This window comes from Haloarcula sp. H-GB4 (genome assembly GCF_030848575.1).
Lineage (GTDB): Archaea > Halobacteriota > Halobacteria > Halobacteriales > Haloarculaceae > Haloarcula.
Genome location: NZ_JAVDDX010000001.1, coordinates 1,172,012 through 1,192,497 on the forward strand (window position 1 = coordinate 1,172,012; position 20,486 = coordinate 1,192,497).

The 20,486-nt window shown below is 63.6% G+C and carries 21 protein-coding genes; 9 read left to right on the forward strand and 12 right to left on the reverse strand.

The genetic code is table 11. From position 1 onward, the window contains the following. Positions 1 to 60: 60 nt before the first annotated feature. Genes RBH20_RS06140 through RBH20_RS06155 form a run of 4 tightly spaced genes read left to right on the forward strand, consistent with a single transcriptional unit; the run spans position 61 to position 4,031 of the window. Positions 61 to 1,176: a branched-chain amino acid ABC transporter permease gene (locus RBH20_RS06140; protein WP_306706563.1), complete on the forward strand. Its 1,116-nt coding sequence runs from the start codon at positions 61 to 63 to the stop codon at positions 1,174 to 1,176. Next, a complete protein-coding gene (locus RBH20_RS06145) occupies positions 1,173 to 2,456 on the forward strand; it encodes a branched-chain amino acid ABC transporter permease (RefSeq protein ID WP_306706565.1) in 1,284 nt (427 codons plus the stop codon). Before RBH20_RS06140 ends, RBH20_RS06145 begins: the two co-directional genes overlap by 4 nt. Beyond that, positions 2,449 to 3,279, forward strand: coding sequence for an ABC transporter ATP-binding protein (locus RBH20_RS06150; RefSeq protein ID WP_306706567.1), 831 nt, complete (start codon positions 2,449 to 2,451; stop codon positions 3,277 to 3,279). Before RBH20_RS06145 ends, RBH20_RS06150 begins: the two co-directional genes overlap by 8 nt. Beyond that, the gene (locus RBH20_RS06155) at positions 3,276 to 4,031 is read left to right on the forward strand and encodes an ABC transporter ATP-binding protein (protein ID WP_306706569.1); all 756 of its coding nucleotides are present in this window, start codon (positions 3,276 to 3,278) and stop codon (positions 4,029 to 4,031) included. The genes RBH20_RS06150 and RBH20_RS06155 overlap by 4 nt, the downstream gene beginning before the upstream one ends. A gap of 31 nt (positions 4,032 to 4,062) precedes the next feature. Here RBH20_RS06155 and RBH20_RS06160 read toward each other — a convergent pair whose 3' ends face one another. The 3 genes from RBH20_RS06160 to RBH20_RS06170 all read right to left on the reverse strand — a co-directional run bounded on the left by RBH20_RS06160 (position 4,063) and on the right by RBH20_RS06170 (position 7,817). Next, positions 4,063 to 5,439 (reverse strand): ABC transporter substrate-binding protein, encoded by a 1,377-nt coding sequence (locus tag RBH20_RS06160; RefSeq protein WP_373567950.1) that lies wholly within the window; start codon positions 5,437 to 5,439, stop codon positions 4,063 to 4,065. 186 nt (positions 5,440 to 5,625) lie between these two features. Then, positions 5,626 to 6,237: a superoxide dismutase gene (sod, locus tag RBH20_RS06165; RefSeq protein WP_306706570.1), complete on the reverse strand. Its 612-nt coding sequence runs from the start codon at positions 6,235 to 6,237 to the stop codon at positions 5,626 to 5,628. Positions 6,238 to 6,419: 182 nt separating this feature from the next. After that, positions 6,420 to 7,817 carry a deoxyribodipyrimidine photo-lyase gene (locus tag RBH20_RS06170; RefSeq protein WP_306706571.1) on the reverse strand — a complete coding sequence of 466 codons (1,398 nt, stop codon included), beginning with the start codon at positions 7,815 to 7,817 and terminating at the stop codon, positions 6,420 to 6,422. A gap of 43 nt (positions 7,818 to 7,860) precedes the next feature. On the opposite strand from RBH20_RS06170, the gene RBH20_RS06175 reads away from it, so the two are divergent. Together RBH20_RS06175 and RBH20_RS06180 are read left to right on the forward strand one after the other, a co-directional pair. Continuing rightward, a complete protein-coding gene (locus tag RBH20_RS06175) occupies positions 7,861 to 8,718 on the forward strand; it encodes an enoyl-CoA hydratase/isomerase family protein (protein WP_306706572.1) in 858 nt (285 codons plus the stop codon). 149 nt (positions 8,719 to 8,867) lie between these two features. After that, a complete protein-coding gene (locus RBH20_RS06180; protein WP_306706573.1) occupies positions 8,868 to 9,386 on the forward strand; it encodes a winged helix-turn-helix domain-containing protein in 519 nt (172 codons plus the stop codon). 58 nt (positions 9,387 to 9,444) lie between these two features. Here RBH20_RS06180 and RBH20_RS06185 read toward each other — a convergent pair whose 3' ends face one another. Together RBH20_RS06185 and RBH20_RS06190 are read right to left on the reverse strand one after the other, a co-directional pair. Continuing rightward, positions 9,445 to 9,726 carry a UPF0058 family protein gene (locus tag RBH20_RS06185; RefSeq protein WP_058995945.1) on the reverse strand — a complete coding sequence of 94 codons (282 nt, stop codon included), beginning with the start codon at positions 9,724 to 9,726 and terminating at the stop codon, positions 9,445 to 9,447. Between the two features lie 71 nt (positions 9,727 to 9,797). Further along, positions 9,798 to 10,013, reverse strand: a complete 216-nt coding sequence (locus RBH20_RS06190) for a ribbon-helix-helix domain-containing protein (RefSeq protein ID WP_004517946.1) — start codon at positions 10,011 to 10,013, stop codon at positions 9,798 to 9,800. Positions 10,014 to 10,283: 270 nt separating this feature from the next. Here RBH20_RS06190 and RBH20_RS06195 point away from each other — a divergent pair, with 270 nt between their 5' ends. Together RBH20_RS06195 and menD are read left to right on the forward strand one after the other, a co-directional pair. Further along, positions 10,284 to 11,621 carry an isochorismate synthase MenF gene (locus RBH20_RS06195; protein ID WP_306706577.1) on the forward strand — a complete coding sequence of 446 codons (1,338 nt, stop codon included), beginning with the start codon at positions 10,284 to 10,286 and terminating at the stop codon, positions 11,619 to 11,621. After that, on the forward strand, positions 11,618 to 13,396 hold the full coding sequence (gene menD / locus RBH20_RS06200) for a 2-succinyl-5-enolpyruvyl-6-hydroxy-3-cyclohexene-1-carboxylic-acid synthase (RefSeq protein ID WP_306706580.1): 1,779 nt from the start codon (positions 11,618 to 11,620) through the stop codon (positions 13,394 to 13,396). Before RBH20_RS06195 ends, menD begins: the two co-directional genes overlap by 4 nt. Positions 13,397 to 13,400: 4 nt before the next feature. Here the strand turns inward: menD and RBH20_RS06205 are convergent, their stop codons facing one another. Both RBH20_RS06205 and RBH20_RS06210 read right to left on the reverse strand, forming a co-directional pair. Continuing rightward, on the reverse strand, positions 13,401 to 14,354 hold the full coding sequence (locus RBH20_RS06205; protein WP_306706582.1) for a J domain-containing protein: 954 nt from the start codon (positions 14,352 to 14,354) through the stop codon (positions 13,401 to 13,403). A 58-nt stretch (positions 14,355 to 14,412) separates the two neighbouring features. After that, positions 14,413 to 14,712 carry a hypothetical protein gene (locus tag RBH20_RS06210; protein WP_306706584.1) on the reverse strand — a complete coding sequence of 100 codons (300 nt, stop codon included), beginning with the start codon at positions 14,710 to 14,712 and terminating at the stop codon, positions 14,413 to 14,415. 95 nt (positions 14,713 to 14,807) lie between these two features. On the opposite strand from RBH20_RS06210, the gene RBH20_RS06215 reads away from it, so the two are divergent. Next, positions 14,808 to 15,761, forward strand: a complete 954-nt coding sequence (locus RBH20_RS06215) for a 1,4-dihydroxy-2-naphthoyl-CoA synthase (protein WP_306706585.1) — start codon at positions 14,808 to 14,810, stop codon at positions 15,759 to 15,761. A 21-nt stretch (positions 15,762 to 15,782) separates the two neighbouring features. Here the strand turns inward: RBH20_RS06215 and RBH20_RS06220 are convergent, their stop codons facing one another. The 5 genes from RBH20_RS06220 to RBH20_RS06240 are packed head-to-tail and all read right to left on the reverse strand — an operon-like array spanning position 15,783 to position 20,471. Then, on the reverse strand, positions 15,783 to 16,133 hold the full coding sequence (locus RBH20_RS06220; RefSeq protein ID WP_004517952.1) for a hypothetical protein: 351 nt from the start codon (positions 16,131 to 16,133) through the stop codon (positions 15,783 to 15,785). Between the two features lie 27 nt (positions 16,134 to 16,160). Next, a complete protein-coding gene (locus tag RBH20_RS06225; protein WP_306706588.1) occupies positions 16,161 to 16,898 on the reverse strand; it encodes an NRDE family protein in 738 nt (245 codons plus the stop codon). 54 nt (positions 16,899 to 16,952) lie between these two features. Continuing rightward, entirely contained in the window at positions 16,953 to 18,476 is a 1,524-nt protein-coding gene (locus tag RBH20_RS06230; RefSeq protein WP_306706590.1) for an AMP-binding protein, read from the reverse strand. Next, positions 18,469 to 19,515 (reverse strand): mandelate racemase/muconate lactonizing enzyme family protein, encoded by a 1,047-nt coding sequence (locus tag RBH20_RS06235; protein ID WP_306706592.1) that lies wholly within the window; start codon positions 19,513 to 19,515, stop codon positions 18,469 to 18,471. The genes RBH20_RS06230 and RBH20_RS06235 overlap by 8 nt, the downstream gene beginning before the upstream one ends. Beyond that, a complete protein-coding gene (locus RBH20_RS06240) occupies positions 19,512 to 20,471 on the reverse strand; it encodes a 1,4-dihydroxy-2-naphthoate polyprenyltransferase (RefSeq protein WP_306706595.1) in 960 nt (319 codons plus the stop codon). The genes RBH20_RS06235 and RBH20_RS06240 overlap by 4 nt, the downstream gene beginning before the upstream one ends. Positions 20,472 to 20,486: the final 15 nt, after the last annotated feature.

A 20,486-nucleotide genomic window follows, 5' to 3' on the forward strand; every position in this document is an offset into this window, starting at 1 on the left:
TTATTCCGCAAGAATTTCCGGTGGGTTATTTACAAAGGAAGGTCCAACGAACGGTAACCTATGGGAATTGCTGAGTTCGCAAGAGACGGCCGCGTAGTGGTGGGCGATCGGCCGGGAGCAGCAGTGGTAGCCGCGGTCAGTGGCTTCCTCTTGCTGGATTTAGTTGCAAAGCTCGCTGGGACAACCGTGTTTTTCCTCGGAGCCAAGTTACTGGGGGGGTCTCTCACCGTGAGTTCGTTGCTCTCAATGGTGGTGGACGGACTGCTCGTCGGACTGGCGGTCGGACTCGCCGGCATTGGTCTGTCAATGACATATAGCATTCTCGACTTCGCCAACTTCGCGCACGGGGACACGGTGACTGTCGGGGCGTTCCTGGGGTGGGTCGCCGCGTACATCACCGCTGGCCTCGGGACCGGAGCCCCGATTTCAGAACTGTTCATGCTCAATTCGGGGCGACAGTTGAGCACCGTTTCGACGTTCATTCCGGTGCTTCTCGGCCTTGTCATCGCCGGTGTCGGGTCGATTGGGATCGTGTTACTCATCGACCGACTCACCTATCGCCCCATGCGCGATACGGACAACATCTCCTTGCTGATTGCGTCAATCGGTGTTGCCCTCGCGTTGCGATACCTCATTGCGTTCGTCTTCGGCACGCAGACAAGCGGGGTCGCAAGCGGCGGGCTCCGGGTGACGCTATTCTCGATGATTTCAATCACCGACAACGAAATCACCCTGCTGGTGGTGTCGGTCCTGTTGATGCTCGGCGTCCACCTGCTGTTACAGCGGACGAAGCTTGGCAAGGCAATGCGGGCGATGGCCGACAACGAAGATCTCGCACGCGTGACCGGGATTCCGACCGAACGCGTGATCCGACTTACCTGGATCCTCGGTGGCGGCCTGGCAGGCATCGGCGGCTACCTGCTCGTGCTGGAAAGCGGCACGATATCGTTCAACTTCGGCTGGATTCTGCTCCTGCTCATCTTCGCCGCGGTCATCGTCGGCGGCATCGGCTCGATCTACGGGGCGATGGCTGGCGGGATTCTCATTGGGCTAGTCGATAGTCTGGCCCTGATCTGGCTGCCATCCGGGCTGACGCGGGCCTCTGCGTTTCTGGTGCTCATCGTCGTCTTGCTGTTGCGCCCGTCCGGCATCTTTGGGGGGGTGTCGACTGCATGAGTAATGTTGACACTGTTCGAAACCGTCTGGACGCACTCCCGGACGTAGGGCTGGTCATCGGCTTCATCGCCAGTATCTGGGCCGTTATGCTCGTACTGGCGATCGCTGTCGGGGGGGCGAACTGGGCGAACCTCGCTGCCGGCTTCATCGGCAGCGTGACCGTTCTCATTGGTGGCTACGCCATCCTCGCGCTGGCGCTGAATCTTCAGTGGGGGTATACCGGTCTGTTCAACATCGGCATTGCAGGGTTCATGGCCGTCGGCGCGTACACGACAGCGATTCTCACTGCGCCAACTGACCCGGCGGCCGGGGCAGTCCCGGGGCTCGGCCTCCCGCTATGGGTTGGCCTCATCGGCGGCATGGCAATGGCCGCTATCATCGGCGGTCTCGCGGCGCTGCCGGCACTCCGACTGAAGGCTGACTACCTCGCCATCGTGACGGTCGCGTTCTCGGAGATAATTCGGCTCGTCGTCAACTGGGACGGCCTCGCCGAGTTCTCGCTGTTCGGAGCGCCGGTCGGAACCGGCGGCGCGACCGGTATCTCGTTCAAGTCCGCAAACGAGGTCGCGTCGACGCTCATCAATGGCGTCGGGCAGCCACTCGTAACTGCTGCGGAGGGCGTCGGCGTTTCCGGGCCGAATCTGGCGAATCTCACGTACGGGATACTTCTCCTGCTGGTCGTGGCTGCGAGCTACTGGGTGCTCGCCCGAATCACCAATTCGCCGTTCGGCCGCGTGCTGAAAGCGATTCGTGAGGACGAGACCGTGACCCAGTCACTGGGCAAGGACACCCGCCTGTTCAAGATCAAGACGTTCATGATCGGCTGTGCGCTGATGGGGCTGGCCGGTGTCCTGTTCCGCGGCCAGGCGGGCTACGTCAGCCCACAGCAGTTCAGACCGACGATTACGTTCTACGTGTTCGCGGCGCTCATCATCGGCGGCTCCGGATCCAACACCGGGAGCATCATCGGCGCAGCGACGTTCTCGGGACTGCTGTTCTACCTGCCGGCGCGGCTGGGCGAGAACGTCTCGCTTGGCGGCACTCGCGCACCCGGCAACATCGTGGACGCGGTTGCCGGACTCGGGTCGCTGGACCCGCTTCCACTCCTCGCATACACCATTAGCAACGTCAGCACGCTCCGGTTTGTCCTCATCGGCGTCGTGCTGATATATATCATCCAGAACCAGCCAGAGGGGCTGCTCGGCCACCGGAACGAACCCGCAACGAGCGTGAGCCTTGACAGAGCGCAGTCCGGATCCGGAGGTGAGACAGATGAGTGAACCCGATGCTGCACCGCAACAGGAAACTGCCGTCACGAGCGACGCGATCGAGTCGCCGCTGCTGGAAGTCGACGGCCTCCGCAAGGAGTTCGGCGGCGTTGTCGCAGTCGACGGGGCGACGTTCTCCGTGGCAGAGGGGTCGCTCACCGGCCTCATTGGCCCGAACGGGGCCGGCAAATCGACGACGTTCAACTGTATCACTGGCATTCACGAACCAACTGGTGGCCGGGTCACCTTTGACGGCCAGAGCATTACTGGGCTCCCGTCATACACACTCGCAAATAAGGGGCTGGTCCGGACGTTCCAGATCGCCCGTGAACTGTCCGAGATGACGGTCCTGGAGAACGTGATGCTCGCGCCGGGTGGACAGGTCGGCGAGTCGGTCATCCAGTCGGTGACGCCAGGGCTTCGCGGCAATGTCATCGACGACGAGACGGCTGTTCGGGACCGCGCGTGGGAGACGCTCGAGTTCTTCGAGATCGACCATCTCGCCCACGAGAACGCCGGCAATCTCTCCGGTGGCCAGCGGAAACTGCTGGAGATGGCGCGGGTCCTGATGACCGACCCCGAGATGATTCTACTGGACGAGCCGCTGGCCGGCGTCAACCCGACGCTGGAAGAGAAACTACTGGAGCGGATTCACGAACTCCGTCGAGAGCAGGGCCTGACCTTCCTGCTGGTCGAACACGACATGGACGTTATCATGAACAACTGCGAACACATCATCGTCATGCATCAGGGGAGCATCCTCGCCGAAGGGGACGCCGAGACTATCAAGTCGGACGAGCGGGTACTTGAGGCGTACCTAGGAGGTGACGTATGAGTCCGCGCGCGACAGAGTCAGAGGCTATCACGCTCCCCGACCCAGCCGAGCGGCTCCTCGCCATCCGAGACCTTGATGCGGGCTACGGCGATCTGCAGGTCCTCAGTGATGTCCATATGGACGTTTCCGACGGTGAGTACGTCGTCATCGTCGGGCCAAACGGGGCTGGCAAGTCAACGGTGATGAAGTCCGTCTTCGGCCTGACAACGTACATGGGTGGAGAGGTCATCTTCAGCGGGGCTGATATCAGCCAGCGCAATCCCGACGAAATCATTTACGAGGGAATCAGCTACGTCCCCCAGACCGGCAACGTATTCGGCTCGCTGAGTGTGCGCGAGAACCTCGAAATGGGTGCGTACATCCTCGACGAAGTGCCGGAAGACCGGATTGAAGACGTGTACGACAGGTTCCCCATTCTCCGGGAGCGGTCCGACCAGTCGGCCGGGACGCTGTCGGGCGGCCAACAGCAGATGCTCGCCATGGGCCGGGCGCTGATGCTCGACCCCGACCTGCTGTTGCTCGACGAGCCCTCCGCCGGGCTCGCCCCGGACCTGGTCGACGATATGTTCGATCGCATCGACCGCATCAACGACGACGGCACGGCTATTCTGATGGTCGAGCAAAACGCAAAGGAGGCACTCCGGCGGTGTGATCGGGGCTATGTGCTCGTGCAGGGTCAGAATCGCTACGAGGACGAAGGGACGGTCCTCCTCAACGACGAGCAGGTTCGCCAAGACTTCCTCGGCGGATAGCTCGAAAAAAGGATCAGCGCTGACAGCCCTGTTACTGGTTCATCGCGCTGTTGATCTCAGACGTGTAGGAGGACTGCTGTTGCTCGAAGCCGACCTGATTGACGATAGTCCCGCCCTCCGCTTCAAATGCGCCGGCGAACGCCTCTTGCAGTGCTTGCCCGTAGCTGTTGTTCACGTACAGCGTCGATGCGGTCGCGGCACCGAGTTCGTCCACGCCGACTTGCGCAAGGACCTGTCCCTGCAGGGCGTCGCTGGGCGGGGTGCGGAACATGTAATCGTTGTCTTCGAGGTCAGTAATCGTCGGCGACGTAGACGCTGGCGAACACCCGACGACGCTGCTGTCGATGAGCACGTTTCTGGCGACCTGTATCGACGTCTCGGAGCTGGCCGCTCCGGTAATTGACGGATAGCCCGCGCTGACAAGAGAGTTGGCGGCGTCGATGCCCGCCTGCGCCTGGGTCTGGGTGTCTCCGACCTGATAATCGAACTCGAAGTCGACTTGGCCTTCGAGTTGCAGGGCCGGGAGTAGCGCTCCGTCACGGATCGGCCTGCCGAGCGGTCCGAGGTCGCCGGTTTCGGGCATCAACACACCGAACTTGACCGTCCGTCCGGAGTCGCTCCCAGAGCCGTTCGGTTCCGGCTGTGGGATGTCGTCGCCAGCGCTGAAGTCGACGGTGCTGAGCGTATCGACGCCCCCACCGTCTTGGAAGCCGAAGACCTGATACTGCGCCGAGGCCATATCCCCGTTTTCGTCGAAGTTGACCGCACTCGAGGCCCCCTCGTACTGGATGTTCTCGCCCGCGGCGGCCGCTTCGACGGCCGCTGGCAACTCGGAGGGACCGTACGACTCGCCGCCCGGATTGGCGACGACGCGCATGTGATTCCGGACGGCCTGCCCGTCGTTTTCGCCGGCCAGCAGGTTTGCGAGAATCTGGACCGCCGTCGCGTCGTATGCCTGTGACGTGAACACGCCGGCCTCGTCGTAATCGAACTCGGAGGTGAACTGCTCTGTGAAGGTATCGACACCAGGCCCGGCCGCTGACGGGGCCGTGCCGCGGACGTTCGACATATCGTCGCCGACGTTACTCGGCAGTTCGCCGTCCTGCAGGCCATCGGTGACGAGGATGTCGGCGGCATCGTCGCCGTAGTCGGCGTAGAAGTCCTTGAACAGTTGCACACCGCTCTGAGGATAGCCGACGACCATCAGCACGTCCGGTGACTCCGGACCGCTGTCGCCACCGGACTCGGTCCCGGTTCCGGTCATCCCACCATCGCCGCCGTCTCCGCCGTCCCCGCCGTCACCGCCGGTCTGTTCGGTTGAACAACCTGCCAACCCACCAAGCAGACCGACAGTGGTTACCGCCCCAGTTCGCTTCAGGAACGCTCGCCGATTGGTATCGCGACTCATACCACTTACCACTGATTCACATCTTATAAAACTATATCCTCCCGTGACACTGCCGTTCCGTAGTCTGCTCCAGTCACGCCGATATTTTTTGTCGGCATAGTTAGATATTAACGGTGGGTCAGACACTATCGGCACAGACATCTCTCAGGCTTTTACACGTCCGCAAAAAACGTCGAGTGTCGCCCCTTATTCGACGCGACCGACGACCTTCTCGTACTCTTCAGCAGCCTTGTCCCAGTCGACAACCTCGAAGAAGGCGTCGATAAAGTCACCGCGAGCGGGGCCGTAGTCGTAGTAGTAGGAGTGCTCCCAGACGTCGAGGGCGAGGATGGGATGGGAGCCCCAGAGCGCGCCCTGGTCGTGCTTGTCGACCGGCACGTTGCGCAGTTGCTTGGCAACGGGGTCGTACACGAGCAGCGCCCAGCCGCCGGCAGCTGATGCGGCGGCTTCGAACTCGCCCTTCCAGCCTTCGTAGGAGCCAAAGTCCTCCTCGATGCGGTCGAGGAGTTCGCCCTCCGGCTCACCGCCGCCGTTGGGGTCCATGTTCTCCCAGAACAGCGTGTGGAGATAGTGACCACAGCCGTTGTGGGTGACATTGCCCATCGCGGCGGCACTCGAACCAAAGTCACCGGATTCGCGGTTCTCGGCGAGCGTCTCCTCGGCCGATTCGAGACCGTTTACGTACCCCTGATGGTGGGTGTCGTGGTGCCAGGTGAGCACCTGCTCGGAGATGTGTGGCTCCAGCGCATCGTAGTCGTACGGGAGCGGTGGCAGTTCGGGATTTGAATGTTCGGACATATGAAAACGCCTCCATCATTACCTGTCGCGCGGCTGCCTGTTAAACGTTTAGGAGCCATTTGGTAGCACTCAACAAGGACGGCGGGACGAAGCCGTATCTGCCCGCGGTACTGATGCCACCAAGCGGCGTCAGCTCGCGTGTAAGCACCCGGGAGAGTTCAATTAGACGGAACGAAACCGCGCTACTCGTCTCCTCTGGCCCGCTTGTACATCGCCAGCGCCTGCTCGCGGCGCTCGCTGTGGTCGACAACGGGGTCCGGGTACTCCGGCGCAGCGTTGCGCCGCTGCGTGAGCGAGCACTCGTTCCAGTCGTGGATAATTTCCGGCGCGGCGTCCCGTAGCTCCGGGACGTACTCCTTGATGTATTCGGCATCCGGGTCGTAGTCTTCGCCCTGTGTCATCGGATTGAAGATGCGGAAATAGGGTTGCGCGTCGGTCCCCGTGGAGGCCGCCCACTGCCAGCCGCCGTTGTCGTTGGCTGTGTCGTGGTCGACCAGCTTCTCCCGGAACCACTCGTAGCCGTGTCGCCAGTCGATGAGCAGGTCCTTGGTGAGGAAGGAGGCGACAATCATTCGGACGCGGTTGTGCATGTACGCCTCGTCACGAAGCTGGCGCATCCCGGCGTCAACGATGGGATAACCCGTCTCACCGTCTTTCCAGGCCTGCAGCAGTTCCTCGTCGTTCTCCCACTCAATTGGGTTCTCGTATGATTTGTAGTTCGCGCTAACGACGTGTGGATGGGCAAACAGCACCTGCGTGTAGAACTCCCGCCAGGCCAGCTGGGACTGAAACTCTCGGACGGAATCGCGGCGGTCACCGCCGGTCCCCTCTTTGGCGTCCTGCGTCCGGTCGTACACTTCTCGGATGCCGATGGTCCCGAACTTCAGATGGGCCGAGAGCCGCGAGGTGCATTCGTCGGCCGGGAAGTCCCGGCGCTCCTCATACTCGTAGACGTTCTCATCGAGGAAGTCATCGAGCAGGGCGCGTGCGTCGTCGGTTCCCGCCGCGGGCACGTCCGCTTCTGGCTCCTCGAAACCGAGGTCAGCTAGCGTCGGGAGCGCGTCACCGTCGACATCAACTAACTCGTCAGTTGACGGCGGATCGTAGGGGGCTGCCTTCTCGCGGTCGTGCCACTTCCGGCCGAAGTAGGTGAAGACGCTGTAGGGGTCGCCATCGTTCGTCGTAATCTCTCCGGGTTCGTGTAATATGGCGTTCTGGAGGGCCTCTCGGGCCACGTCCGCGTCGTCGAGCGCTTGCCGGACGGCCGCGTCGCGTTCCCGTGCAAGTCCGGAGTAGTCCTTGCCCCAGGTGACTTTCTCCGCGCCGTACTCGGCTGCCAGTTCTGGCAAAACGGATGTGGGGTCTCCCTCGGCAACGACGAGGTCGCTACCGTGGTCACGGTACCACTCGCGCAAACTGTCGAGCGCGTCCAGCATAAACGCGACCCGGGGCGGGCCGGCGTGGTCGAGAACGGCCGTGTCGAAGATGAACACCGGGACGACCGGGTCAGACGGAGTCGCCGCGGCGAGGCCGGCGTTGTCCGTCGCCCGGAGGTCACGGCGGTGCCAGTGCAGGCGCATACCTAGTACACGGACTAGCCCGGGCAAAAGGTACTGCCCAACGATGTTGGTCTGGCAGGCGCTGACGGACACCACTGTTATCTTTCCGCCGGTCAAGGGCCCACACATGGAAGACGCGACCGTGACGCTATCTGTTGACGACGGGATCGCTACAGTGACGCTGAACCAGCCAGAGTCGCGAAACGCCCTGTCAGCGGAGTTGGCCGATGCGCTCACTGCCACGTTCGAATCGGTGACCGATAGCGACGCCCGGTGTGTCGTACTGGAAGGCGCAGGCCCGGCCTTTTGTGCCGGCGGGGACATCAATGCGATGCTACAGGGAGTGAAACACGACCGACCGCCGGCCACACAGGTCGAGCTGGTGGTCTCGTCACTCCATGAAGCGATCCGGACCGTCCACAGCTGTCCTCTTCCGGTGGTCGCGAAAATCGACGGCCCCGCCTTCGGTGCTGGTGCAGGACTCGCGCTCGCCTGTGATACGCAGGTCGCAAGCACTGACGGCCAGATCGGCTTCGGCTTCCGGCAGGTCGGACTGGCGTGTGATTCCGGTGTCTCCTATTTCCTTCCACGAATCGTCGGCCCGAACAAGGCCAAGGAACTCCTGTTTACCGGCGAACTACTGGACGCTGCGGCAGCCGAGGATCTTGGGCTATTTACTCGAGTGTTCGACGCAGAGACGTTCGAATCTGAGTTTTCGGAACTCGTTGCAGACATCGCCGCTGGGCCGACAGTTGCACTCGGTCACGCCAAGCGGCTGGTCAGCCGGAGCCTGAACAGTTCGCTGGAACAGGCACTTGAAAACGAAGCCACCGCACAGGGTCTCGCGTTCACGACTGACGATCACGAAGAGGGCGCAACCGCGTTCGTCGAGAAACGTGATCCGGAGTTCACGGGCCAGTAAACTGATTACCGTGGCCGACGCCACCACTGATTCAGCAACCAACGACCAGACAGACAGATGGTACCTACGACTGTTCCAACACTGACTCGACCGACCCCCGACGCCGAAATCGACCGTGCCTGCGCTCCCGGCAGGAGGGGGGCCACAGTATGACCGACGGTCCTCCGGACTGGGAATTCAGCGAGCGGGATATGTACATTCTGCGTGAGCTCTCGGCGGACCCCAAGCGGTCATCCCGCGAGCTTGCGGACCTTCTCGAATCGAAGTACGGCATCGACGTGTCCCATGTGACTGTCAGCGAATCGATTCGAGAGATGCGCGACGCGGATGTCTTCCGCGAGACCATCGTCCCGAACGAGGAGCTGTTTAATTTCGCGCTGTTTGAGTTCAAATTCAATCCCAAGCATTTTGCCGATTCTTGGCACGACGCGATGGTGTCTATCCGGGACGACCGGCACACGCTGTTTTACTTCCTCTCAGACGGTGAATATCAGTGGAAATCAGTGATGATGTTCCCGAGCCGGACGGCCGAATCCCGCTGGATACACGAGTTCTACAAGGAACACGGCGACGTAATTCAGAACATCCGAAACTCGGTCGTCCACAACGTCCTGAAATTCAAGACCGACCCGGAGCTGTTCACCGAACTCGACGGCGAAAGATCGTAGCCAAGAGCAGAGACGGGTCGAGATAAAGACGAGAGAACGCGATGCAAGGCCGCCCTGCTTACAGTTTCCGCTCGGCGTCCTCAGCCAGCTCCTTCATCCGCTTGCTGACCCGACCTGCATCCGAGAACTCGTCTTCGCTCATCGCCGTCGCCAGCGAGTTTCCGAGCACGAACACGGCGTGTTTGTGCTCACTTTTCGACTTGTGGACGTCCGATGGCCGCACGTCGAGTTCTTGATACGCGTCGAACAGTTCCGGATCGACTGAGTCCATGTCGTCGCGGAAGTACTGCATAATCGTCACCATCTGCTCGTGTAGCTCAAGAAGCTCGTCTTTGTGCATGGCTACAGTATGCGGTGGCACGTGCATAAGAATTGCTTGAGAAGGGATACCAGACGCTCACGCCTGTATTTTCAGAAGACGTACTCGTCGTCGTGGCCCATCATGCCGTCTTCTTCGAACCCTGGTTCCTCGTCTTCATCCTGTGGTCCGGAGGTTTTGTACGCCTTGAGCCCGGTCGACAGGAGGTCCTCGATAGCTTCCTCACGATTGAGGAACTCGCCTTTCTCGACGAGCTGCGCGATCTGCATCTCCAGGTGTTCCGGGATATTGATCTCTACCTTAGGCATCGCAACATAGGGGGCTTCGACTATGCCCTATTTAAACTTGACGGGGGTATGTTCGTAGATTGCGGAATTACAATTGTAGAACTGAGAGAGGAACTTTGTGAACCCAAATATTAATTTCTGCGAATCAGAATCCGATTACTGCAATGTCGCGTGGCGGGTCAGAACGGCGTGAAATCGGCCGCACCACGATGGCGGCCCGATTCCGAGCCCCACTATGTGGAATCGAGCGTATAGTTAGGCTCAAAGGTGCGCAATCCTAAGGCATGGCTGATGGAACCACTGCGTGGTGACGAGACGACGGTTGGTGAGACAACGGTCGTCGCACGCGGGTGTCGCCTCGACGATGCACCGGTGCGGGCAATACTGGAGACGGACGCTCGCCCCCGGTTCTTCTGGGCGGCCGGTACAGAGTCAATTGCGGCCCGCGGGAGCGCGGCGACTGTGACTGCCGACGGGCAGTCGCGGTTCGACGATGTGCGGACAGCAGTCGAAGCACTGTTCGATGACTGCTCAGTGCCCGATAGCCTCCCGAGCATCGCTCGACCGCGAGCATTCGGCGGGTTCGCTTTCCACAACGGAACACACGAAGGGGAGGACTCTCCCTGGGATGGGTTCCCCAGTGCGGCGTTTTTCCTCCCGGAAATACAGGTAACCAGAAGGGACGACGATGCCTGGCTCACAACGGTCGCGACAGGACCTGAGGCCGCGACCGAAGCGGAGGCGCTACTGGAGGAATGGCGCGACCGACTGGTCGCAGACTCCGAGCGCAGTCCGGGTACGCCGCCGGGAATCTCACACCGGGAGCGCACGCCAACACAGGACGGCTGGCGCGAGCAGGTGGCGGCTGCCACAGAGAGTATCGACCGGGGCGAGCTCCAGAAGGTCGTGCTCGCCCAGAGCCTCAGCGCCACACTAGACACGGAGCTATCGGTCCCAGACGTGATGGCCCGATTGTCCAAGACGTACCCGGACTGCTACCGATTCATGTTATCGACAGAATCCGGTGGCACTTTCTTCGGGGCCACGCCGGAGCGGCTGGTCTCGGTCCGCGGGCGAACCGTCCGGACAGAGGCGCTGGCTGGCTCGACGGGACGGGGTGACACGCCCGCCGAGGACGAGTGGCTTGCCGCCGAGCTCCTCGACAGCGAGAAAGACCGCCACGAACAGAAGCTCGTCGCCGACGCGATACGGGACCAGCTTGAACCGTTTGCCTCGACGGTTCGCATCGGCGACCGGACCGTCCGCCGGCTCGCCACGGTTCAGCACCTCCGGACATCGATAACAGCCGAACTCGACGACGACGAACACGTCCTCTCGCTGGTCGAGGCACTCCACCCGACACCGGCCGTCGGCGGGCTGCCACCGGACGCGGCGCTACGGACTATCCGTGAGACGGAGGCGTTTGACCGCGGCTGGTACGCCGCTCCGATCGGCTGGGTCGACGCTGCCGGCAACGGGACCTTCGCCGTCGGCATCCGTTCGGCCGTCGCCACGGAACACGAGGCGACGCTCTTTGCGGGCGCGGGCATCGTCGCGGACAGCGACCCCGACCGCGAGTGGGACGAGGTCCAGCTCAAATACCGGCCAATACTGGACGAGCTGGAATGACAGCCCCAAACGTCAACACGCTGTGGGCGGAGACGCTCGTTTCCGAACTCGCCGCGGGCGGCGTCGACGCGGTGTGTCTCTCGCCCGGTAGCCGCTCGACGCCGCTAACGATCGCATTCGCCGAGCATCCCGACATCGAGGTGTTCTCCCACCTCGACGAGCGCTCGGCGGCCTTCTTCGCACTGGGACGCGCCCGCCGAACCGGCGAGCCGACGCCGCTGGTCTGCACATCGGGGACCGCCGCGGCGAACTACCACCCAGCAGTCATCGAAGCGAACCAGTCGGGCGTCCCGCTGCTCCTGCTGACGGCGGACCGCCCGCCGGAACTCATCGACAGCGGCGCGAACCAGACTGTCGACCAAGAGAAACTGTATGGCGACGCCGTCCGCTGGTATCGCGATATGCCCGAACCCGAGGCCGAGCCGCGGAAGGTTCGGATGCTACGGACCACGGCAGCTCGCGCCCTCGCGGAGAGTACCGGTAATGACCCCGGTCCGGTTCACCTGAACTGTCGCTTCCGGAAGCCACTGGAGCCGACATCGGTGCCCGAGGACGACCCGGCGGGCGTGCCCGCCGACTGGGCAGATGGTGACAGCGCGGCCGAAATCGGCCGCGATGGCCCGTTTGTCACGACGAGCGAGGGCGTCGGTGCACCGGACGAGCAGACAGTGCGCCGCGTGCAGGACGCACTCGAGGCCGCCGAGCGAGGCCTCATCGTTGCCGGGCCGGCCGACCAGGGACTCAGTGCCGACTCGCTTGAACGGCTGGCGGCAGCCACGGGCTTCCCCGTTCTGGCGGACCCGCTGTCGGACCTCCGGTTCGGCCCCCACGTCGACCGCCTCGACGTGCCGGTCTGTGGCGGCTACGACAGCTATCTCGGAAGTGACGGCGTCGATCAGTGGGACGACCCCGATGTCGTCGTCCGGTTCGGTGCGTCGCCGACCTCGAAGCCGCTGCGTCACTACCTCCGGGACGCCGACTGCCAGCAGTTCCTCGTCGACCCGGCCGGCGGCTGGTCGGAGGCCGAGTTCACCGCCACGGACCTACTCGTTGCCGACCCCGACGCCACCGCAGATGCGCTCGCGGGCGAGACGCTGGGTGGCGTTGCAGCGTCGTGGCAAGAACAGTTCATTAGGGCGGAGCAAACCCACTGGGACACCGTTGCTGAAACCGCTTCGGAGACCTACTGGGAAGGGGGCGTCCTCGCAGATGTGACCGCGTTGGCCCCGGACCCGGCTACACTGTTCATCTCGAACAGTATGCCGATACGAGATATGGACCGCTTTGGCGGCCCCCGTGACGCTGACCTAACCGTACTTGGCAACCGCGGGGCCAGTGGTATCGACGGCATCACCTCAACGGCGCTTGGGGCCGGCAGCGCGACAACTGACCCACTCGTGCTCGTCACCGGCGATCTGGCGTACTACCACGACATGAACGGCCTGCTCGCGCTCGGCCGCTGTGCGGTAGACGCGACGGTCGTCCTGCTCAACAACGACGGCGGCGGCATCTTCCACATGCTGCCCATCGAGGACCACCCCACCTTTGAGAACCAGTTCCGAACGCCACACGGGCTCGATTTCGAGCCAACGGAGGCGCTCTATTCCTTGGAGTTCGAGCGGGTGGCCGACCGCCGACAGTTCCGCGAGCGCTTTGGCGACTCAGTCCGGAGCGATGGGACACAGGTCATCGAGGTCCGGTTCGACGCGGGCGACAGCCACGCGGTCAGAGACCGGCTTGCTGAACAGGTCGGGAAAGCCCTCGCTGACGACTGATCTGTTAGAGCCGGAGCACGGACGCCGTCAACAGCGACAGTCCGAACGGGAGCCACGTCCCCGACAGTGCGAGCGCTCCGATAAGTGAGAACGCACTGATGTTCAGCACGATCAGCAATACCGCCGTCGTCAGGCTCCAGCTCCCGAACACCATAATCGCGATAGTAGGCTCGGACTGGAGATAGCCGATCATGAAGAGGGTACAGGCCCCGATTGTCAGGTTGACCCACAGGGGGAACGCCGGAAGTAGCGCGCTGAACAACAGTACCGGATAGAGCGCGAATGTGATGGCAAACAGCGTCAGCCCCCGGCCGGTCGGCATCTCCAAGAGCGAGCCGCGTGACGGGGTGTCGGTCTGGCGGACGGAGTACGCGGATGACGAAGTCCAGGTGGCACCGCTGCCGGCGTTGTCGCTGAAGCCGCTGGTCGCGGTGGACCCGGAGCGCTGGGTCGACTCTGAGTTCGACGCCGTCGCCGTCTCACTGGCTGCGTCGGTCGATTGCTCGTTGCTCGACGACGCATCGGTGTCGGTAGTCGAGCGCCCATTTTTGTCCTCAGCGACGCGGTCTCTGGCGGCTCGTTCACGTCGTGCCCGATCTTGGGCGTTCGTCCGGGCTGTACCTCGGTCAGTGCTCGCTTCGGTTCGATCGGTTGCCGATTCAGATTCGTCATAGCCCGCGCGCCGTGCCGCTTCGGCTACGTCGCTGCCACTGTCGTCCGGTATGTTACGCTCGCCCGCAACATAGGCGTCGTGACCCAGCTGATCGTATCGCGCCCGCTCGTCTTCGTCGGTGAGCACGTCGCGGGCTTCGATGAGCCGCTGTGTCGCCTCGCCAGCGTCGGCGGCATCGCTCACGTCGGGGTGGGTTTCCTTCAGTCGCTCCCGGTAGGCCGCTTCGATAGCCGCCGTCGAGGCGTCAGTTGGAACGCCCAGCACCTCGTAGAATGTCTCTGTCATGCCGAGTGTAGCACCTGCGGGCGAGCGACCGACAGTAACTGCACGCGACCGCAGTCAGTCACTCGTTCTCTACGCCTCCTTCGGTCTCTGTGTTGTGTCCGTACGACTCCGACGGCTGCTGATGGTCCCCAGCGGACTCCGATTCACGGGTACGAGCCGACGCAAGCCGTTCCAGCGCCGTCGCGATCCGTTCGAGCGTGAACACGAACCGTACAACCAGATACAGGAGCCAGGGGACCACAGCCACAATCAGCCCGAGTAGAATCTGCTGGACGATAATGAGACTGTACACGACGATGAGGATGGAAAGGCCCGCAAGCATCCCCATCACCGCCTTTTTGTTCGATGTGGAGGGCATCGCTAGTCGGTTCGTGTGCGTGGCACCAAAGGGTTTCCTCCGCTGTGTGAGCCTGTACGAGGAATCTTTTTGCGAGGGCCGTCCCGAGCCACGGTATGGTCTCTGAAATATTCGACCCGGAGCGGTGGAGTGCCATCGACCGGTTCGACTTCACCGATATCACTTATCACCGCTCAACCGACACGGGTGCGGTCCGTATCGCCTTCGACCGCCCGGAGAAGCGCAACGCCTTCCGGCCGGAGACGGTCGACGAACTTGCGACGGCGCTGGACCACGCCAAGCGCCAGACCGACGTTGGCTGTGTCCTCCTGACCGGGAACGGCCCATCCGAGAAGGACGGCGGCTGGGCTTTCTGCTCCGGCGGCGACCAGGGTATTCGAGGTGAAAGCGGCTACGAGTACAGCGAGTCGCTACGCGACTCGGACACAGCGAGCGGGGAGCAAAGCGACCCGCGAGAGACGAGCGACGGCGTGGAAGATGACGCGCCGGAAAACGTCGGCCGGCTTCACATCCTCGAAGTACAGCGCCAGATCCGCCACATCCCCAAACCCGTCGTCGCCGTCGTCCCGGGGTGGGCCGTCGGCGGCGGCCACTCGCTGCACGTCGTCTGTGACCTCACGCTCGCCAGCGAGGAACACGCGAAGTTCCTCCAGACGGACCCCGACGTGGGGAGCTTCGACGGCGGCTTCGGCTCGGCGTATCTCGCACGGCAGGTGGGACAAAAGAAGGCCCGGGAAGTGTTCTTCCTCGGCAAGACCTACGATGCCGACGAAGCCGCCGACATGGGGATGGTCAACGACGTGGTGCCTCACGAAGACTTAGAAGATACTGCCATCGAGTGGGCCGAGCGGATGAACGAGAAGTCACCGACGGCGATGCGGATGCTCAAGTACGCGTTCAATCTGGACTCCGACGGCATGGTCGGACAGCAGGTGTTCGCCGGGGAGGCGACGCGGCTGGCCTACATGACCGACGAGGCTCAGGAAGGACGGGACGCGTTCAACGAGGGCCGCAACCCGGATTTCGACGACGTGCCGTGGCATTACTGACTCACGCCACGTAACCGCCGGTCAGTCCTCGTAAGCGAGGGTCATGACCCACTGCGAGAAGGTGTCGTCGTGGGGGTCGACTTCTTCGTCGCCGATAAAGGGCGAGAGCTGGTCACCGGCCATCAGAAGTGAGAAGTCGAGGTCGCGGGCCGCGGGTGTCAGGTAGTACGTGTTGTGCCCCTCGTACACCGTCTCCTCACGCTGGATGAGGTCCTTCTCGAACAGGGACTCGACGATTCGACTCCCCTTCCGCGAGGAGACGTCGAGTTCCTTCCAGAAGTCGCTCTGGTGGATGCCACCGGACTCACGAATCAGTTCGAGCCCGGCCCGCTCGCCGTCAGAAAGGTCCGCCTCCGACGCTGCTGAACTCATGTATTGTGTACACCGTGAGACGGCCGCTTAAATCTGACCTTCGACCGGGCGGTACGGCGTCCGGCATGGCGGCCCGGCCGCGTGCCGATACTCGTGGTCCGAACCAAGTGTGATGAGCGACGACGACCGCGTGCCGAAGCCGTCACCGTGGACGCAGACGCCGTACTCGTGGTCGCTGATGGTTTCGCCTGCCCGATCAATCCATTCGTCGGCGGATTCGCTGGGCTCCGGAACCAGCGCCTCGCGCAACCGCGTCGCGTTGGTCGCTTGCTCCTCGCCGGCATCGGGCCGATGGGCTGGAATCCGGTAGTCGCCGTCCGCGCCAACGTTGACGATGACGTGAACGCCGGGCTTGAAGTTCTGGACCGCGAGCTGGCCGTCCCATTCTAGCAGGACGGCAGCGTTCTCGTCTGCCAGCAGAAGGTTAAATCCCGAGTATTCGGCGTCTCTGGTCGCTTGCTCGACAGCACGGGCGGCTGACTCCGCGCTCTCGTGACTCAACGCGTCCCGGACAAGCAGGCCGCGCGAGCGGTCGCCGGCAAGGTCGGCGTCGACCCAGCGGTTCGTCACCGCCGCTAGCAGGCCGTGCTCGTTGTAGCCGATCCACGTCCCGTCGGCTTCTTCGTCGGCCGGCGCGACAACGCGACTGCCCCAGTGGCGCTGTTGTGGCGGCTGTGACGGCCTCTCGAGTCGCTCGTCGCGGTTCGCCGCGACCGCGACCGGCGTGCCGTCGAAGACCTGCCACGCGAGGACGATTGTACACACGGAACTCCATACGCTATCGACGTAGAAAACCGCTTGGCCGCGAGCCCCAATCCGCTATACGGATTCGTTCGACTCGCCGGCAGTCCCGAGGCGCGACCGGACGGCGGACCGGTCGACAGTCCCCGAGGCCGTCCGCGGGAGCGCATCGACTGCCCGCACCGTCTTTGGCACCTCGTACGGCGCGAGTCGCTCAGTGCAGTAGTCGCGAACCACTGCGGGCGATACGTCCCCGACGACTAGTGCGGCGACACGCTGTCCCCACTCCTCGTCCGGAAGGCCCACGACGGCCGCGTCCTCGACCATAGGGTGTTCACGAATGGTGCCGGCAACCGTCGATGCGTCGACATTCTCCCCGCCGGTCACGATCCGGTCGTCGACGCGGCCCTCGACCCAGAGACGACCGTCCGCGTCCCGATAGCCGATGTCGCCGGTCCGGAAACCGTGGTCGCTGAACGCGTCACCGTCGCCGTTCAGATAGCCCGGCGTGACCGTGGGGCCGTCGACGACTATCTCGCCGCGTTCACCGGGGTCACAGGCGGCCCCGTCGTCGACAACGGTCACGTCGGTGAACACGAGCGGCTGGCCGACGGTGCCGGCGTGTTCGAAGGCTGTCTCGGGCCGCGCCGTCGCTATCTGTGACGACGTCTCTGTCATCCCGTAGGTGGGACAGACCGGGACGTACCGCTCCCGACACCGTTCGATGAGTGTCTCGCTGGCCGGCCCGCCGCCGAGCAGGACGAACCGGAGCGAGGACGGCGGTTCCCAGCCCGCGTCCAGCAGCCGCGACAGCATCGTCGGCACCAGCGAGACGCCAGTCACCTCGTGTTTCGCAAACACCTGCTGTGTCGCGTTAGCGTCGAACGACCGCTGGACGACGGCCACAGTGCCGTATAGCGCGCTCCGGACGAACGGCGCCAGTCCGCCCATGTGGTAGGTCGGGAGGCAGACCAGCCAGCGGTCATCCGGAAGAACGCCGAGGCGGTACGATGACGCGACGGCGCTGGCGACGAGGTTGCCGACGGTCAGCTGGACGCCTTTCGGCTCGCTGGTGGTTCCAGAGGTAAAAATGACCAGTTGGGTGGCCGTCCGGGAGAGAGTCGCCGGGGTCACGTCGGTGGCTGTTTCGTCGGCCGAGACCGTCGCTGCTGTCTCGTCGGCGACAGCAGCCGCTGAAAGGTCTGCACCGACCGAAACGACGGGACAGCCGTCGATGTCACCCGCCAGCGACGCGGTGCTGTCCCCGCAGACCAGCAGGTCGGCGTCAACCGTCGAGAGCTGGCTCTGGAGCGTCCCCGTGTCGAGTTCGACGTTCAGCGGCGCGAGCGTCGCCCCCAGTCGCATCGCCGCAAACAGGAGCGTCCCGACTGCCGGCCGCGTCGGCAGGAGCGTCGCGACAGTGGCGTCCTGGGCGTCGATTCGCCGGTCGAGTTCAGCAGCCACCGCATCGACGGCGGCGTCGAGTTCCCGGTAGGTGACCGCGTTTCCGGAGGCCGCCGCGACCATCGCCGTCCGGTCAGGCGTCGTCTCGGCACGGTGCGTTACGAGATCCTCTGTCGGCCAGTTGAAAGGATCACGCATCGGGTTCCACCTCCGCCGGGTCGATGCCGAGGCCGGTCGACTGGGGAACCGACATCGATCCGTCAGTTACCGTTGTCGGGTCCGGCGCGAGGTCGGCGGCCAGTCGGTCGCCGGTCGCCAGACCGCACGCGGCCACATCGGGAATCGCGGCGGCGACGTGTAGCGCCGCAACGCGGGCGACGACGGCGTCGATAGTCGTCGTGACGACCGGCTTGACGCCCTGCTCGCGGGCCCGAAGTGCCAGCGTATGGGCGTTGCCGGGGCCGCCCAGCACCATCGGTTTCAGTATCAGTACGTCGGCCGCGTCGGCGTCGAGCACGCTGTCGACCCGGCGTTCGACAAGGGATTCATCGAGCGCGACACCGACACCGTTGCCCCGCAGCTCAGCGTGGCCGGCGAGGTCATCAGTCGGAAGCGGCTGTTCGACGTAGGCCACGTCCAGCGGCGCGAGGCGGTCGAAGGCGTCTTGCGCCTGGTCACGGGACCACGCGCCGTTGGCGTCGGCCCGCAGGGTCACACCGTCGCCCACCCGCTCGCGGACGGTCCGAACGCGCGCCACGTCTTCGTCGACGGTTCGCTTCCCGACCTTGAGCTTACAACAGTCGTAGCCGGCCGCGACCGCCCGCTCGACGGCGTCGGCGGTCTCAGCCGGTGACCCGTCGCCGACTGTCGCGTTGACCGGGACGCGATTACAGTGCCTCTCAGGCTCGAACCACTGGTACAGCGGCACGCAATCGGCCTTGGCGTCGGCGTCCAGTAGCGCGGTCGCAAAACCGTGTCGGGCGGCAGGAACCGATGCGGCGTCCAGCGACAGCAGGACATCCGTGTGCCCGCCGTCGGCCGCAACCGTGGCAGCGTCGTCAAGTCCATGGTGGCAGTCGTCAACGGACTCCGTCCAGCCCGGGAGCGGCGTAGCTTCGCCGACGCCGGTTTCGCCGCGGTGGTCGTAGCGAACGACGAACCCCGAGCGCTGGCTAATCGTCTCGCGGGCGGTGGCAAGCGGACTCGACAGCGGGAGCGAAAACGAATCGACCATCATAGTAGCTGTGTGGCAGCGAGACCCGCCGCGAACAGGACAGAGTGGGCGAACAGCGTCTGGCCGACCCGTTCGAGCGTCGGATTCAGTGCGTCGCCGTCGGTCTGTGTGAGGACTGTTTTCGAGATAGTCGACGCTAGTGGCAGCGTAAGCAGCGGGGCCAGTGCCGCCAGTCCGTACTGGCTGTCAAAGGCGAACACGACAGGGACGACGTAGGCCATCCCGACCATCAGGAGGAACTCGACGCGGCTCCATCCATAGCCAAGATAGACCGCTAACGTCTTTTTGCCCGTGGCGCGGTCCGTCTCGCGGTCGCGAATGTTGTTGACGACGAGAATCGCCGTCGACAGCCCGGCTGCTGGGAGACTGGCTGTAATGGCGGCGGCAGTGACCGATCCTGGGGGGAGCGTCATCGGAAACGTGCCGACGCCGCTTGCGCTCGCAACGGCCTGTACGTAGTATGTGCCGGTCACAGCGACGAGGCCGAAGTAGACGAACACGAACAGGTCGCCTAGGCCGCGGTAGCCATAGGGGAACGGACCGCCGGTGTAGAGAATTCCGGCGGCGATGCCTGAGAGGCCAACCACGACGATGGGCAGACCGCCGACAGCGACGAGATAGACGCCGATGACGACGGCGAGACCGTAGGTCGCTATCATCGCTCGCTTGACCTCCTCGGCATCGATGAGGCCGCCAGCGGTCACGCGGGTGAACCCCTCACGCTCATCGGTGTCGGCCCCCTTCACCGCATCGTAGTAGTCGTTCGCGAAGTTCGTTCCAATCTGGATAAGCAGCGCGCCCACCAGCGCCGCAACTGCCGGCACTGGAGCGAAGACGCCAGCGTGGACCGCCAGCCCCATTCCCACGATGACCGGCGCAGCCCCGGCAGGCAGTGTCTGTGGCCGTGCGGCCATCACCCACGCCTGTCGCTTCGAAACGTCCGCCGTCGCTGTACTCATTGGTGAAAACTGGGG